The following is a 16,771-nucleotide window of genomic DNA, read 5'->3' as shown; positions in this document are numbered from 1 at the left end:
TTGCGTCTGGGTAAATTTGAACCATTTCGGCTAATTCGCTCACGAAATCATCTAGCCTACCCTTCATGGCTCCACCTTGCTTTTTGGGTTCTAGATGTCCTTGCACTCTATGAAGTTGGATTAGCTTTTGCACATAGCTTTTTKCTACACCAAATTGCACGGCAACCTTTCTTATTGAAGTACCACCCTTTTCGTAAGTATTTACTATTTTTTCTCGTAAATCGATTGAGTATGCTTTCATTTTAAGTCTTGATGCACCAATACTATGTGTACCTCATTTACCTCGAAATTGCTGTATATAATAAATATCTCTCAAATATAATTTCGCCATTGCCACTGATAGGATGATTACAAATTGTTTTGTGTTGAGCAAATAGATATAATTAATTATGAAACAAATTCTAGTTATGAGTGGGCTATTATATTGCTGGTTCGGCATATAAAAACTTGAATCATGAGAAAAAGCTAGAATTTATTTATACTCAGCTACTTAATATTATTGTCATTTACAATATTCAATAAAATTTAAATTATCTAAAATTCAAGTTTCCGCACCTGCATTATGGTAGACTAGTGGACAGCGAAAGAATACCAATATTCTTATGCTTGGACCTCACTAATACTTTGCTATCCCTCACGTTACTCTTAGTGATTTGCTATTAATTTTAAGTCTGCAAACCTAGTCAAAGCGTTGCTTTGCTATCAATGGATCTCACTTTATTTGTAAAAGACTTAAATCAACAAACTGCGATCATCTATCAATGCGGATACTAAGGATTTAGCTTTCAGCTCAATAATTCATCTTCAAGTTATTAGTTTTGAGTTTATGAGTGACGCTGATATAGTGGGGGACTTCAAAAAGTGCTTGATGAATTTGATATGTGATAACTGTTAAACCAAAGTGATGTAACTCAATAAATGATAACTATTAAAGTCTATTCAGTACTTAAACTATAGTAATTAATTTAACATCCTTTAGTATTTATTCTTAAATCAACGGTATTTTTAGTTGTAAAAGCCAAAAGTTGAAGTAGTACTATTGTAGATAATCATTTGAATTTTATAAACCCATACTATATAAAGTAATTATGAACCAATTGAGAAAATATTTTGTAATTTTGCGTATAATCGAAAAGTGTCTGCTAAACCTATAAGCTTGAGACTTTCTTTGCTCAGCGTTTTTCGCATGGGCAAGGATTATCAGCTATCCAAAAGCAAAACAAAACCTAATCTTAATTGATAACTATTTTATCGTTTTTGGTAAGGCTCGTCTGTATCTCTCAAGAAAGACAATGAATTCTAATAAAATCTTCTGGAGAAGAGATGTATTTGGCATATTCATTCACGAGTGATGAAAAAAAGCAAAACTCTTACCAGCCTCTAATTTTGGTAGTGGAAGACCATGATGATAGTCTTTTGCTAATTAGCTACGCTTTAGAATCAATTGGTTGTAGATTTATTTGTCAAACAGATTGTTCTGCAACAGTGCTGGTGGCTAAAGAATATCAACCAGACTTGATATTGTTGGATATTTTGTTACCAGGTATAAGCGGTATTGATGTTGTGCGTCATTTGAAGCAAGAACCTCTAACAGGCGAAATTCCAGTAGTTGCAGTCACAGCTTTGGCTAGCAAGGAGGATCGAGAGCGTATTCTCAAGGCGGGTTTTAATGATTACATTTGCAAACCATACATGATTGAAGATTTAGAGGCCGTAATTCGTCGGTTACTTGAAGCAAAACTGGCTGTTCACTCAGCTTTTGAGGTTTATCAAGATTAGTAGTTCAGCAGAAAGATTTTGATTTTTCTGCAAGCAATTAGGCAAATAAATAATATTAAATATTCTTAGGTAGTTGAACGGTGAATAAACTGCCTTTACCTACTTCAGATACGACCTGGATAGTTCCGATATGGGCTTCCACAATTCGGTGGGATAAATGTAGTCCTAAGCCGCTACCTGAACGTTTGTTTCTACCTTGGCGAAATCGCTCGAAAATTGTTGTTTGGTCTTCGGGCGCAATTCCATATCCTGTGTCTTCCACCTCAATTGTCACCCAATCTTGATGTTGAGAATTGAGTGATTTTTCCCAAATGCGGATTACTATGCCTCCTGTATCAGTAAATTTGATGGCATTCGCAATCAAGTTGTATAAAACTCGTCTGAGTTCGAGTCGATCACCCATAATTATACCAGGATTTTTCTGCTGTGGGTCTAATTGACTGGCATCTATTTCTAAATTCAAGCCTTTTTCATTAGTTAGAGGTGTGATTTCACTTACCACTTCTTGAGCAATTTCTGGCAAATCGCACACCTCCCAATTCAAAGTTTTTTTACCTGCTTCAAAGCGATAAACTTCTAACAGAGTATTCACCATCAGCATCAAATTTTGGTTACTGCGAATCATCACCGCGATCGCTTTTTTCATTTCCGGGGAAATTTTGCAGAATGTTTCCATCTCAAACAAATTCAACATCCGATCCGCGGCTACCAACGGTGTTCGCAAATCATGAGTCAGACGGGAAACAAAGTCTTCTCGTTGGCGTGCCATTTTTTGTTGTTCGTCAAGACTGTGCTTGAGACGTAAAAGCGATCGCACTCTTGCCAAAAGTTCATCCGTATCAAATGGTTTGCGAATAAAGTCATCAGCACCAGCATCCAAACCTTCAACAACGCTGGATTCGTGAAAGGCAGTAATCAGCAGAATTGGGATATAACTATTAATTGCACGGTTATTACGAATACGACGTGTAACCTCATAACCATCCATCCCTGGCATCATTACATCTAGCAAAATCAAATCTGGTGGTGATTGTTCAATTTTCTGCAAAGCCTTTATCCCATCTGAAGCTAAATCAATTTCATAACCCTCACTTTCTAAAATTGTTTGCACCAAAATGAGATTATCTCGAGTATCATCAACAGCAAGAATGCGATCGATTTTAGAATTTTCAACTACAGACATGATTTATCAACTTTTCTCAGTTTTTTTAGAAGTATATTTATAATTTAAATTTAGGAGATACTATTGATGCTTTCCCAACTGAAGCAGATGATTGATGTGAATTTTGACCAGAATAAAAAACGCGATCGTTATCCAAGTGCAAATTCCCTGCTTCGATTGCTACAGTTGATAATGTTACTTGACGCGGTAATTCAATTCTAAACATTGAACCAACTCCCAATTGGCTCTCAAGAAAAATTTTACCGCCCATCATTTTTACCAGCGAATCTACAATTGCCAAACCCAGACCTGTCCCTGGATATTTACGAGTGATACTTTGGTCGACTTGGCGAAATGCTTCAAAAATCTGTTTGAAATCTCTCGGCGCTATCCCAATACCTGTATCTCTGACAATAATTCCCACTTTGTTTGCAGGTAGTTCTTTTACCTCAACCCAAATTTCACCAGACTCGGTAAACTTAATTGCGTTCGAGAGCAAGTTAATTAAAATCTGTTTCACACGCATGGGATCGTTAAATCCCAAAGGATTTTGTAAATCTGTTTGCAGCAGCAATGAGAGATTTTTTGCCTCACCTACAGAATGCATTTCTTCTACAGCTGCATCTACTACCTTTGATATATCAAAGATTTCTGGTTTTAAGTCTAATCGTCCTGCCTCCAGCTTGGAAAAGTCCAGAACTTCATTGAGCAGCATCAGCAAATGCTTACCATTATTTAAAATGCGCTCAACCATATCTGCTTGTTGGTGCGTTAATTGACCGAACTTAGGACGCAGCAATATCTGTGAAAAACCAATAATTGCATTCATTGGCGTTCTCAGTTCGTGAGACATGGTAGCTAGAAAATGTGATTTTAACCGCGATGCCTCCAATAACTTGAAGTTTTGCACTTGAATATGTTGCTGTTGTCTTTCCAGTTCTTTATTTTTATAAATCAGCTGTTCGTGACTTTCTCTAAGTTGCTGGTTTGCAAAAGCTACCTGCATTTCAGCACGATAAATGCGAATCGCATTTCGCAAAACGTGTGCCAAAACTTCTGAAGATATTCTAGACTTAGAAAGATAGTCTGTAGCACCAGCTTTCATTAATTCAACAGCGATTCGTTCATCTCCTTGACCTGTTAAAACTACTAAAGGAACTTTGATTTCCGAAGAACGTATTTGTTGGATGAGAGTCAATCCATCCTGGTCTGGTAAGCGATAATCGAGGAAAACACAATCATAAGTAGTAGTACTTAAGGCAAAGAATGCATCACCGCCTTCCTCTACTTCAGACAGATCCATTTGCACACCTGCTTTGGTCAAAGCCCGACGTACTGCCATCCGGTCTACTTCGTCATCGTCTACAACCAAAATTTTCAGCGTTTCTTCCATCGGTTTTTATTTTCGCCGTAAAACATAGGTTGATATATGGCATTTATCTTTTGGGATTATCCTATTAAAAAATGTAAGATTTTCTGACATTTAAAATCTGTAACTTAATTAACTAAGGTATTTGGCACAATATCTAATATATTAAAAATCTCCAAATTACAGTATTTCAAAAATCAGGACAATAGTTTGATGAATCAGTATAACAATCATACTAGACTGACGATCACCTCTAACTTCTAAATGGAAGCTGGCATAAATTTTTTTACTACAGCAGTCCACTGCTTCATAGTCGGTACTAATTTATGAGTCTAAACCAGGAAAAGCAAGGGTAGTTTGGCATATTCTTAGCAGGCTGACTGTGATTGCCGCGCAACATTGTAAATGTCCTTAGTCGAGCGCCTATAAGGTGAACCGGCTATTTAATATTAATTTTCATGAATGACTCCTTGACATTCATCACATCAATTTGTTTTTCCTCCTTTAGTAGTATGTCGATTGCTGTTTCAGGCGTTTCTTAAATTGAGTCTAGTCTGTTGTATCCTGAATCTGGTTAATTTACCAGGTATTGGGATTAAACTTTTAGCCGCTCACCAATGGCTCTAAAACCATTAGCCTATTAACAGACTCAAAACTATTGAACTGAAGACAGCAGACAGGTTGGTGTAAAGTAAAATAAAATACTTTATTAAGCTTAAGACAATTGTAAATGAGTGAGTTAACGAGCGTCGTCAGTCATTAGTGAGAGTTGCATACCATTATTGTGTACCAGAAGCTTGAGCAGTATTACTCATCAGATGCAAGAGACAAGGTAAATAAAAAAGTATTAAATGTACTTAATTTGTCAATTTTAAGTAATCTTACCTCCTGAAATTGGAACAATTTTATTAACCATTGCAAGAGGTCTATTAATGTTTTTCTGGCGATCGCAAACTTTTAGGCTTGGGAAGATTACGACTTTACACGTGTTAGTGCAACTCTCGTCAAGTGGACATTGGAAGTACCGTTAGCGGTAGGGCGGCCTTCAGCCCGTGCTGAGTCAAAAGTGAAAAGTTAGAAATTAGGAGTTATTGTGTTCATTCCCCTTGTCTGGCTCATCTTTTCACTCTCCAATTCCTTCAATCTGTTGTACTTTGTCTGTTTTCCTAACCTTGTTTTCCAGCTTTCATAGAAGAAAATAACAAATAACTGAGGAATCATAGTAACTGAAAGCTGAATTTTGAGTAAAAGCGAACAATTTAGCATTCGGATCAATAATTCATCCTTTTTGTGCAACTAACCATATATCTTCAGCTAGATTTGTACTCTATCTAAATACAAAAAAATAGGGTATTGATTATTTCTATCGGTGGATGCAGAGTGATTGAAAGATCATCTATCTTTGGTTTGGGAAAATAAAACCTAGGTAAGAATTCAGCACTCACCAGAGGAGGCAGTACGCTAAAAGGATTTGTCTGGCACAAGCAACCAGCGTTAGCAAATCTAAATTTATCGGGAATCTAATATAATTTAAATATTGATTCATTCAGATGGTCTCCTAATTATTGAACTATCCTGACTCGTAAAAGATGACAAAGATAGTAATTGCAAAAGGTAATACTTTTAAAGGCAAACAGTGTAAGAGTGAGTGTAGCGATGAGTGAAATTAGCATTATTTTAATTGAAGATCATGACTTAACGCGAATGGGACTACGGGCTGCATTACAGTCTCACAGTGCATTAAAAGTAATTGGCGAAGCTGCAAACGCTACTCAGGGATTAAAACTTTTGGAAACGGCAAAGCCAGATGTAGCGGTTGTAGATATTGGCTTGCCTGACATGGATGGGATTGAACTGACTCGTAAATTCAGACGTTACCAAGCTGAAACTGGGCAATCAGTAACCAAGATTTTGATCCTAACAATGGATCATACAGAGGATGCTGTACTTGCAGCTTTTGCCGCAGGAGCAGATTCTTATTACATGAAGGAAACAAGTATCAGTAAATTAACTGAGGCTATCCAAGCAACTTATGGCGGTAACTCTTGGATCGATCCGTCAATTGCTAATGTGGTATTGCGGAAGATGCGGCAAGGAATTCCTGGAGAAAGCCAAACCTCTGACAAGCCGAAGACTGTAAAAATTGAAGCGCTGGCCACAGAATACGAGCAAGTTTTGGAAACATACCCCCTGACTCAACGAGAATTAGAAATTCTGGAGTTGATTGTTGCTGGGTGTAGCAACGGGCAAATTGCTGAAAAACTCTACATTACAGTTGGTACTGTCAAGACTCATGTTCGCAATATTCTAAATAAACTTTGTGCTGATGACCGTACCCAAGCTGCTGTTAGGGCTTTACGTTCTGGCTTGGTAGCGTGAGGAACTGGTGACCGTGAGGAGTGAGGAAATGGAGGGTGTGGGGAGTGCAAAGAGATGGGGAAAAATAGCTCATAACTAACAAACAGATAAATAAAAAATATCCCACTATTCATAAGTCAACAGTCAACAATCTTCAACTTCAAACTGGATAATTTATTTCTTAGATTTGCCTAACGATTAATGCCTCTTCATCCCAGTCGTTCCTGTAAACATTTGGCAATACGTAGTGCTGCACCTGGTTTTCCCATGCGCTGCACACTATTTTTGCTAATTATTTGTAAATTATCAGGGTCTTTGAATAAGGACTCTATGATGCTGGGAACTTCTGTTGGCTGCTCAACTAAGATTAAAGACAAGCCTAAAAGGCGACTTTGAGCTTCAGCAAAGCCACGGGTATATTGAGGACCATTGCCAGGAATTGCGATCGCAGGTTTGCCTAAACCGATAAACTGTTCTGTAGCTGTACCTGCCATTGCGATCGCCAAATCTCCCAACTGCAAACACTCGTTATAAGCTTGTTGTGTTAACAGTAAGTACGCATTTTTTTGTTTAAACGTCAAGATGTTTGCATCGGAAATTTTGATCGGAAATTCTGATGCAGTTCGCCAGCCTTGAGATTGTACACTTTGAGATAAGATATTGCAGTCTAGACTGGGGGCGATCGCACCTAAAAACACAACTGTGCCAGAAGTGTGGAAAACCGAATTTCGCTGTTGGAAACTTGTCAGCAATGCAGATACGGCAATCATAATTGTTTTCCAGTTGTTGTACGCTTCTGGCGGACGCGAACCAGGCAAAAGAGTTACCACAAAAGGCCGAATTATCTCTTGCTGGTGGCTAGTTTGACTATAAAATTGTGGGGATGGAAATGTTAGTTCTAGACCATCCATCATCGGATTCCCCAAATCATAAGCTGGAATTGACCATTGTTTTAATATTTCTGTGGTCAAAGCATCTCTGAGGAACACCGCCTGACATCGGCGACGACTCATCAACCAACGTTCCCAAGGATGATACACAGAACCAGAAAAGTTTTCCCAACTCACACCTTCGGATTTTTTTAGTAACAATCCAACTTCATCTCGCACATGATATTCTGATTTTGCCGTAGCAACAAAAGCATAATTAACACCACTCAAAGTTGCAAACAATAGCGGGACTATATCTCCCACAGCTAAAATTGCTCTGTTGTTACCTAATTTTTTTTGAGAACTTACCCAGCGGCGAATAGCTTTTATCTGGCTGAGGGTAAGTTGCAATAAACCACCGCGCACATCCCGCGCTAATTGGCGTCCATCCATATAAATAAAGCCACCAGAAGGCATAGTACGTACCGAACCAATTAAGGGAATACCCAATTGTTGGTAAGCACGTCCTTCACCCACCAAAGGTAAAGCAAATATCTCTGGTGGGTTTGATTGTCGTTGGAGTTCTTGTAAGATCCGGACTGCAATTATATCTTCCCCATGTCCGTTACTTAATACAAGTAACCGCAGTGAAGTTGCAGGTTGGGAATTAGAAGTTAGAGATAACCGGGATACATTACTCATAAGAAACAAAACATCAAAATTAATTGTCTATTTGGGTAAGAAGTATAAATAAAGAATTCGGCAAACCAAGCTGGAAGTTAGTATTCTCTGTCAGAATTCAGGAATCAGAATAGTAAAAAAATCAGGAGAACATAATAATCAATGAATGTACCAATCATATTAGACTCTTGATAAATTCTGATTTTTAAGTGCCACTTGCTCATAGGGTAAATCCACTATTCCCACAGTGGCTCCTTGTGAGTACTAGATTTTTAGGTATTATTTCTATTTTCTTACTTTCCGATAATTCTCAGTTATTAGGTTAAATATTATTATGCGATTTTCTACTACTGCAATTTTTACTTTAGCTACTTTAGCTGCTGGCAATGTTAGTCAGCAAGCAACGGCTGCACCTACTAAAGTGGTTGCTCCAACGCCAAAAGCTGATAAGTTGGTAGTGCCAGTAATTGCAGAAACTCACGCACGGGTAGAGACAATTGCTTCCCCAGAAACTATAGTTGCACAAGAATTTTCCCAAAATTCCGTTTCAGTACCAACAACTGCAAACAAAAATTCTCCAGTAATTTTAAAGCCCACAGCCACGGCAGGGCAAAACCAAAAAGACAAGGGGAACTCGTCTGTAACACCTTTCCTCATCCCTTCCTCTCCCACCGTGGGGGAGGCTAAAGCTACATCTCCCTTTCCTCAAGCCCCTGCTACTAACAACGATTTAGTAGTCACAGCCACAGATGTACAGATAGTGGGAGCTAATCAGGAATTACAGCAAATTATTCTCAAAGTGATTAAAACTAAAGTGGGTGGAGAAACCAGTCAAAGCCAGCTAGAAAAAGATGTGGCAGCAATTTTGGATACAGGTTTATTTAGCAATGTCAGTGTGAATAGCCAAAGTACGTCTGCTGGATTAAATGTAGTTTATCGGGTACAACCAGTAATAGTGCGATCGCTGCAATTATCTGGCGCGAAAATACTTACTTACCAAGTAGCCCAACAACGTTTGCAATCTCAAATTGGCACTGCTATCAGTCCGGCTGGACTCCAGCAAGCAGTGACACAAATTAACAAGTGGTACGCTGACAATGGTTATAACTTGGCACGGGTGCTATCAATTAAACCCAGTCCTCAAGGAATTCTAACTTTAAATGTTGCTGAAGGCTTGGTGGGTGATATCAAGTTTCGCTTTGTCGGTGACGATGGTAAAACCGTTGATAGCAAAGGTAATCTTGTCGGAGGACGCACCAAACCTGATTTTCTCCAACAGCAACTCAAACTCAAACCCGGTCAAATCTTCCAAGAAAATCTAGTTAAACAAGACATACAACAGCTATATAGCACCGGATTATTTGAGAGTGTAAATGTTGCTTTAGAAGGAGATGCGACAAAAGTAGATGTTGTCTATCAACTCAAAGAAACTGGGGCGCGTGGTGTTAACTTGGGTGGTAGTTACAACGCTGACCAAGGATTAATCGGGACAATCAGCTATCAAGACCGCAATGTCCGCGGTATTAATGATAATTTAGCAGTGAATGTTGGCGTTAGTAGCCGCGATTTAGAGTTTAATACTAAATATATTAATCCCTATCGCACAACTAACCCCGATCGCTTGGGTTACACTGTGAATGTTTTTCGGAATCGAGAAGTTTCTGAAACCTTTGATGATGAAATTAAGTTAGCTAACGGCGATAAAGTCCAAGAAGGTCATATTGGCGGCGGTATCAGCTTCCAACGACCAATTGACGACTGGAGTACCTCTTTAGGATTCAACTATACTCGAATTAGTATCCGCGATCGCCAAGGTAATGTTACCCCAACCGATGCTCAAGGTAATCCTTTGTCTGCTAGTGGAACAGGTGTAGATGACCTAACTACCGTATCTTTTACCGCCACCAAAGACCAACGAGATAATCCCACCAATCCAACGAAAGGTTCCGTTTTAAGTCTGAGTACAGAGCAATCTGTACCAATTGGTGAAGGTAATATTTCCCTCAATCGCCTCAAAGCCAATTACAGCCAATATTTACCAGTGCAGTTATTTAACAGCAAACAGCCACAAGTGTTTGCAGTCAATTTTCAAGCTGGTACTGTTATTGGGAATTTACCGCCCTACGAAAGCTTTAACTTAGGTGGTTCTAACTCGGTGCGCGGTTACGATTCTGGAGAAGTTGGCAGTGGACGCAGTTACGTGTTAGCTTCGGCGGAATATCGCTTCCCCGTTATCCCAATCGTCGGCGGTGTATTATTTGCTGACTTCGGTTCCGACTTGGGTTCTGGTGATACTGTATTGGGAGACCCGGCGGGTGTGCGCGACAAACCAGGTTTTGGTTTTGGTTATGGGGCTGGAGTGCGAGTAAATTCACCCTTGGGTTTAATTCGGGCTGACTATGGCTTTAATGACCAGGGAGAAAGCAAAATACATTTAGGCATAGGGCAGCGGTTTTAAGAAGCTCGGCATTTAGGGCATTACTGCAATATTCAGTTTATTGATTAATCTGTCAGCCCGCTCGTGAAGCGTTTGCCCTAGTCAAGCCTCTATTAAATTTTCCAAAATGAACTGTATCAATTAGTATCAGATAATTAAACTAGTTAAACTTTTCTAGATGTTTTTATATACGCTCGTAATTGTCCTCAGAACTAGAGTTTAATTCAAAACAGGTAATAAATAGAGTTACTCTATTTCAGAAACACACTTAAACTGAGGCAATCAGATCATGAGAGAAATGACTTTTAAACCCTTAACCGAACAAGACCGTCAGAGAAATGAATATCTAGACAAAATTAATCGCGCTCCCTACTCCACAATTCTCTTAATCGGAACGTTGACGTTTTTGCTATTTACTACAGGTGCATTACTTGGCGCTTTTTAGAGCAGATTTGTAGTATTAGAATTAAATTTTTGATCGTGAAGTTCCAAGCACCCTCTCCTCAATCACAGGAGAGGGTTTAATTTTAGTCCCTAAGTTGTTAAGGGTTGTAGCCAGTAGTCTGTCAAGTCGTAATTCCTCCCTAACATCACGGATGTGAAAGACAGCTTAAGGCTGTTTTCGACTTCAAGATTGCTTGACTCTCGCGTTATCCTATGAAAAAGATAAAACTGTTGCGATCGTTGGGGAGGTTTTTCCTACTTTGGGAATCCTAAAAACTAAATCATCCCGTAGATAGACGAATATTGCTTCCCTGTTATACCAATCGTCGGCGGTGTATTATTTGCCGACTTCACTTCCGACTTGTGCTATAAATCTCATGCTCCTGCAAATCTAATCACTAGACGAGCCAAGCTAATAAATACATTCAATACTTTCTCTGTTTGAATTGCAGTATCAATATCTTGTTTAATGTTTCGCAGATCGGCAATAATTTGGTCATGATCTGGACGGATGAAAACTTGTGTGAACATAGCCGCTCTCAGTGCATTGAGTGCATCTTGACATTGTTCAATAGCTTCATAGAGCATATCCACTAGTTCCCAATTCTCTTCTTCTTCTGCTTGCAATAGTGCAAATTGTAATCTAAAAAGTATATTTTTTAGATTTTTTTCTGGTTGTTGAAAAAATTGTATATCGATAGGTTTAGTTGGAGAGAGATTTGCTATCGAATCAATGCTATTAATAATCTCTTTTATCTGTTCTTTAATTTTGTTGAGACTGATTGAAGTAATCATCTTGAACATCTTCTTTATGATGAACATTCGAGAGGTTGAGAATTAGAAGTTGCAGGTGGGAGATTCTGCCTTTGCTTGTTTAAAATATCGTTCAAAATAGGATCTGCCTGAATTGCTGTTTGAATCTCTTGAGTCCTAACATTTACAGCAGTAATATCCGCCCCAAAGCGAGAAGCTATTCCGAAAACGGTGGTGATTTTAGCAACAACTTCGTTAAAGCTTAAATCGTTATATTTTTCAATTAGTTGAGAAAGCTTTGTTCCTGTATCGGCTGTCAGCAAAAGTTTAGCTCTAGCTTGGCAAATCATTTCTTTCTCTTGTGCATTAATGCTGAGTAACTCATCTAAAAGTTGCTCCGCCTGATTGAAGATTTGTGTTTTCTCTGCCTCAGAAATAGCATTCTGAAATTGCTCTCTAAGCTTGCCAAACCGAAAAAGAATCGCAACTCGATCTGGATTTCTCGGTGAAGGTGGATCTTGAGCAATCAGTTCAGCTAGAAGTAGCATTTTGATAGTTAACCGCCTAGAAGGTTCAGCCGCTCTAGTAACCGCACCCGCCTCAGTGCCTAATAATCCTGCTTCTTCAATGTTGTTAAAAGTCTCGCCTGCTACGATATATTCTTGCTTGAGATCGTTGAGAACGTTATTAACAGGACTTGATCGAGAATTTGTCTGAAGTCGGCTTTCAATTGTCTGTGATATTTGATCTATATCATCAAACTCTATACTGCGATCGCTTAAGAGTTGTTGTACCAGTTTTTGCCGCCGTTCAACAGTTGAGCGCGGTAAAGGATTGAGTTGATAGATACTTTTGACAGCTTCAATCGCATCACTTGCCTGAGTTTTAAAGTTCATTGCTGTCAGTCGCAGTATCGCCCTCCTCTCTGGACTGCAACCGCTTAGAGCGATACTCACTATCAATAAAAGTAGGAAACTTTTTAATTGAACTGGATTTTTCATCAAGTAGCCTCAGACAGTGTGGGAAAAGTAATCAGATATCTGAGGAATAACTGAGGCAAATGTCATATTCACAAAGACTCTCCCGATATCTTTAGGTAAACTATATAGTGTTCGCAAAATCGGCGGTCTGCTTGATTAGCACTTCGCTATCCCACTTTCCCATGAAATTCGAGAAAGTCATTTAAGTTAAACCTATAAGCCTAATGCTTTGCGAGTATTAGTGCCAACAATACCATCATCCATTAGTCCAACAGAACGCTGAAAAGCAATAACAGCTTGTCTTGTATTGTCGCCAAAATCACCATCTATTGCTCCAGGATAAAAACCTTTCTCTATGAGTTTTTGTTGAAGTTCAATTACATCTTGACTAATTGAACCTAGTTTAAGTAATGGTTCGTTTTTATCAAGATTAGTACCTAATTTATTTGCAACTTCTTGTCGTAAACGAGGTAATTGACTAAATAACCAATCGCCTGGACAGTCTGTATTACTAAACTCTCGGTGTCCTCGAATATTCTTAGGATTAATATTGCAAGATTCACACAAAGAAACACATAATTCAACTAAACTATCCCACTGCTTTTGTCCCATTTGAAAAGTCATGAAGTTACCTTCATTCTCAATTCCAGGGGATTGGTTACCACCAGCAAGTCGATTTCCGTCTTGTCTGGCATGGGCAGATCGAACGCACATTCCTTGTTTGACTGCATCAAGTGTTCCATGTCTTCCTTCTAGAAGAATTCCTCCAGTCGTATTCATAAAATTATGTCCAGAATCACTCCAGCCGTTGCCATCCATGTGAAATTTTTGGATATTATGGGCTAATTCTTTACCTCCTTGTACTGTTCCTTTTGATAAATCATTAGGAGGATTTGGATTATCTGTATTGTGAATCACTATAAATTTAGGAACTGTTTTCTCAAAGGGTCCAGCAGATATTGCACCCCATTCTTTGGTTGTAATAACTTTGGCAAGAAAAGGCATTTCTTTGTTCTCCTTATTAGAGTTTTTTAGAGTAAATTGAAACTAAAATAAATCAGAAATTTTAAAGTCCAAGTGCTTCTCTAGTTTTATCGCCAACAATGCCATCAATTGGTTGTAAATCTTCCTGCTCTTGAAATTTCATAACAGCTTTAGATGTTGCTGGACCAAACAAACCATCTGCACCAGTTATACCCAAATTAAAACCCTGGCCAATTAATTTTTCTTGAACTGCCTTGACATCATCTCCTTCCATCAAAGGAGTAGTTAAAAGAAGCAATCTAGGACTATTTACTGCTCTGATTCCAGGCTGAGTTAGTCCTGTTAAGTCTGATTGAATAATGGGAAATTTTTGTTTCCAGATATTAGAATTATGAAAATTTAAGCCATCATCAATATGTACTGTATCTGGAGGGCTAAAATCTCCCCCCCAACGTAAAACAGGATGGTTACGAATATCCGTAATAAATACTTTAATTGCTGGAGGTAGTGAGTTAAAATCTCCAAGTTCATGACTAGTAAATAGTTTCCCTCCTATATCGATATTCATATCAATAGCATGACCAATTAAGTGATTAGACATCTTCGCAGGAGGAACCACTGGTGTAACCACAGGAACACCCCAGGGACGAGCTGAACTAGTAATATAAATCTTTAGTCCGTTGGTAGCTGCAAAGTCATTAATTTTTTCAAGATGAGGAATAAATTCGATATCTGCTAAAACAGGCTTACCGATAAATTGAGAGCCAGTAAAAGTTTTGAGTTCAGTTGCCATATGGAAAATACTCCAGATAATTAAATATTGTGGCTAGTAGTGAAGTTTGTGTTATGTTGTTATTTGCTTTCTGATAAAAGTTTCACAATTTGTCGTTGTGTTAACCCTCAACACGATCGCACAGATTGTTTTTTTATCAGCGAGCGCTTGACAATTTAGATAGTTACTACAATAGAGGCGATCGCACTAAAATTTAGGTAAGGTGGGTTAGCAATAGGCTAGTTAAGTAAGATTATTATTCGAGCTTGCGGAATTTCTACCACTAACACCAGTAAAGTTTGCAATTTTAAGAAAAAAGTTACGGATTTAGAACTAGCAAATCCCCAAAGTATTTCCCACTCTCGGTTCCATTTACCCAAAGTTTAAGTGCTTCACAAGCATTTGTTAACGTCGTTTTTAATTTTGGAAAAAACCCTAAGTTAAGAATTATTTTTCTGTTTACCTCTTCCTGAGCAAATCCCAACTCTCAGGCGCATTCAAAATCAAGTTTTTGGAATTGTATTTGTAAGATTTGTAACCATACTGCATAACTTTCTAAAGTGCATAAGTAATAACAGTATTCATCTGTATTTAGTAAGCAGATGGATAAGCATATTTTTATACTTTATTTATAAGTAAAAATGCAATTCCAATCGAAAAATTATCTACGACGGCGAGGCGCGACTCTGACGAATCAAGGCTCAATGAAACTCAATCAGGCAAAAGCTCAGCTAGAAATTGAGCAAAACTTTAAGCGATACACTCTCGAAGACCTGAGTGAAAAAACAGGTTTAACCCCCAATACTCTCAGCAAAGTCTTTAATGGATCGATGGGAGTCGATAAGCGAACCTTAGAGCGCTGCTTCAATGCTTTTAATTTGACCTTGTCAAAGGATGATTATCTCTACCTGGAAGCTCATCAACACTATCTTGGAGAGATTGACTCAATGTCATCGACTAAAACATGCAATTGTTCTAACAATGTAGGGCAAACCCACAAAATCGAACGATCGCCAGACAATGTGCAACTTTGTACCCCAACTGCACCGGGAGGGCAGATGTCCTTAGATTCAGTCTTCTACATTGACCGTCCCATTATCGAATCCCTCTGTTACGAAGGTATTCAGCAACCTGGTGCGCTGCTCAACATCTGCGCTTCCAAACAAATGGGCAAAACCTCCCTAATGAACCGCATCTTGGCTTACTCTGAAACTCTTGGCGCTCGCACTGTTTCCATAAGCTTACAACTTGCCAACGACGAGATTTTACAGAACCTAGAACGCTTCCTACAATGGTTTTGTGCTAGGGTCAGCAAGCATTTAGACTTACCAAATCCTACCGCCAATTTTTGGGATAACTCCTTGGGTAGCAAATCTAACGCCACCAACTACTTCGAGGATGTTATCTTAGTTAACCTTAATCGCTCAACGTCTTCAAGGGAGAACCGCCCCTTAGTTATTGCGATTGATGAACTCAACCAGCTTTTTGCCTACCCCGACATTGCGCGGGAATTTCTCCAACTTCTGCGAACTTGGTCGGAACAAGCCAAAGATGGGGACACAGACATTAATCCTTGGTACAAACTCCGACTGGTAACGGTTCATTCTACTGAAATCCTGAGACCTGCCTCAATCGCTCCCTCTCTCTTAAATACTGGGCTGGTGATTGAGTTACCAGAGTTTACCTCTGCTCAGGTGCAGGATCTAGCAAATCGTTGCCAACAGGAGATAACCGCGCCACAAACTCAGCGCCTAATAGCTTTGTTGGGAGGACATCCCTATCGGTTGCAGTTAGCATTTTATTACCTACAGCAGCAGACAATAACCTTGGAGCAACTGTTAGAAAATTCTGCGATCGCCACCGCCATCTATGCAAACCACCTAGAACAGCAATGGTGGAACCTACAACGCTATCCCCATTTATTGCCATCGTTTGCAGAAATCATCAGGCAATCAAGCCCTGTAGATTGTGAAGCTGAGCAAGGCTCCCAATTGTACAAGATGGGGTTGGTGCATCTGGATGGTATCAAGGCAAGTCTCGCCTGTGAGTTATTTCGTCCGTTTTTTTGCCATCGCTTGCCGCAAATCAACAGTTAGAGGTAAGTGAACTACCTAGACTTGATATAATTCAGGACTGCTATAAGAATCCTCGCAAAATACAGCTTAAGGCTGTTTTCGACTTCA

Annotated in this window: 12 protein-coding genes and 1 pseudogene; 5 read left to right on the top strand and 8 right to left on the bottom strand. The window is 39.0% G+C overall.

The window, feature by feature from the left end:
* Positions 1–241: pseudogene (locus FCR06_RS03850) on the bottom strand (IS630 family transposase); the annotation flags it as partial.
* Positions 242–1,323: 1,082 nt separating this feature from the next.
* Here FCR06_RS03850 and FCR06_RS03845 point away from each other — a divergent pair.
* Complete coding sequence (locus FCR06_RS03845) at positions 1,324–1,779, top strand: response regulator (protein ID WP_138497516.1); 456 nt, start codon at positions 1,324–1,326, stop codon at positions 1,777–1,779.
* A 55-nt stretch (positions 1,780–1,834) separates the two neighbouring features.
* On the opposite strand, the gene FCR06_RS03840 is transcribed toward FCR06_RS03845, so the two are convergent.
* Together FCR06_RS03840 and FCR06_RS03835 are read right to left on the bottom strand one after the other, a co-directional pair.
* On the bottom strand, positions 1,835–2,962 hold the full coding sequence (locus FCR06_RS03840) for a hybrid sensor histidine kinase/response regulator (RefSeq protein WP_138497515.1): 1,128 nt from the start codon (positions 2,960–2,962) through the stop codon (positions 1,835–1,837).
* 37 nt (positions 2,963–2,999) lie between these two features.
* The gene (locus tag FCR06_RS03835; RefSeq protein ID WP_138497514.1) at positions 3,000–4,334 is read right to left on the bottom strand and encodes a hybrid sensor histidine kinase/response regulator; all 1,335 of its coding nucleotides are present in this window, start codon (positions 4,332–4,334) and stop codon (positions 3,000–3,002) included.
* Positions 4,335–5,966: 1,632 nt separating this feature from the next.
* Here FCR06_RS03835 and FCR06_RS03830 point away from each other — a divergent pair.
* Complete coding sequence (locus FCR06_RS03830; protein ID WP_138497513.1) at positions 5,967–6,689, top strand: response regulator transcription factor; 723 nt, start codon at positions 5,967–5,969, stop codon at positions 6,687–6,689.
* A 188-nt stretch (positions 6,690–6,877) separates the two neighbouring features.
* Here FCR06_RS03830 and FCR06_RS03825 read toward each other — a convergent pair whose 3' ends face one another.
* On the bottom strand, positions 6,878–8,239 hold the full coding sequence (locus FCR06_RS03825; RefSeq protein ID WP_138497512.1) for a lipid-A-disaccharide synthase-related protein: 1,362 nt from the start codon (positions 8,237–8,239) through the stop codon (positions 6,878–6,880).
* 313 nt (positions 8,240–8,552) lie between these two features.
* On the opposite strand from FCR06_RS03825, the gene FCR06_RS03820 reads away from it, so the two are divergent.
* Both FCR06_RS03820 and FCR06_RS32400 read left to right on the top strand, forming a co-directional pair.
* Positions 8,553–10,676 (top strand): outer membrane protein assembly factor, encoded by a 2,124-nt coding sequence (locus FCR06_RS03820; RefSeq protein WP_138497511.1) that lies wholly within the window; start codon positions 8,553–8,555, stop codon positions 10,674–10,676.
* Positions 10,677–10,944: 268 nt separating this feature from the next.
* Positions 10,945–11,100 (top strand): hypothetical protein, encoded by a 156-nt coding sequence (locus tag FCR06_RS32400; RefSeq protein ID WP_189523315.1) that lies wholly within the window; start codon positions 10,945–10,947, stop codon positions 11,098–11,100.
* Positions 11,101–11,474: 374 nt separating this feature from the next.
* Here FCR06_RS32400 and FCR06_RS03815 read toward each other — a convergent pair whose 3' ends face one another.
* From FCR06_RS03815 to FCR06_RS03800, 4 genes are all read right to left on the bottom strand, one after another.
* Positions 11,475–11,894, bottom strand: a complete 420-nt coding sequence (locus FCR06_RS03815; RefSeq protein WP_138497510.1) for a hypothetical protein — start codon at positions 11,892–11,894, stop codon at positions 11,475–11,477.
* 14 nt (positions 11,895–11,908) lie between these two features.
* Positions 11,909–12,748 carry a hypothetical protein gene (locus FCR06_RS03810; protein ID WP_223280027.1) on the bottom strand — a complete coding sequence of 280 codons (840 nt, stop codon included), beginning with the start codon at positions 12,746–12,748 and terminating at the stop codon, positions 11,909–11,911.
* A 297-nt stretch (positions 12,749–13,045) separates the two neighbouring features.
* The gene (locus FCR06_RS03805) at positions 13,046–13,837 is read right to left on the bottom strand and encodes an N-acetylmuramoyl-L-alanine amidase (protein WP_138497508.1); all 792 of its coding nucleotides are present in this window, start codon (positions 13,835–13,837) and stop codon (positions 13,046–13,048) included.
* A gap of 61 nt (positions 13,838–13,898) precedes the next feature.
* A complete protein-coding gene (locus FCR06_RS03800) occupies positions 13,899–14,609 on the bottom strand; it encodes a peptidoglycan-binding protein (RefSeq protein WP_138497507.1) in 711 nt (236 codons plus the stop codon).
* A 620-nt stretch (positions 14,610–15,229) separates the two neighbouring features.
* Between FCR06_RS03800 and FCR06_RS03795 the strand changes: the two genes are divergently transcribed.
* On the top strand, positions 15,230–16,684 hold the full coding sequence (locus FCR06_RS03795; protein WP_138497506.1) for an AAA-like domain-containing protein: 1,455 nt from the start codon (positions 15,230–15,232) through the stop codon (positions 16,682–16,684).
* Positions 16,685–16,771: the final 87 nt, after the last annotated feature.

This window comes from Nostoc sp. PA-18-2419 (genome assembly GCF_005869855.1).
Lineage (GTDB): Bacteria > Cyanobacteriota > Cyanobacteriia > Cyanobacteriales > Nostocaceae > Nostoc.
Note: the sequence above shows the minus strand (reverse complement) of the source record. Positions and strands in the feature narration are given on the sequence as shown.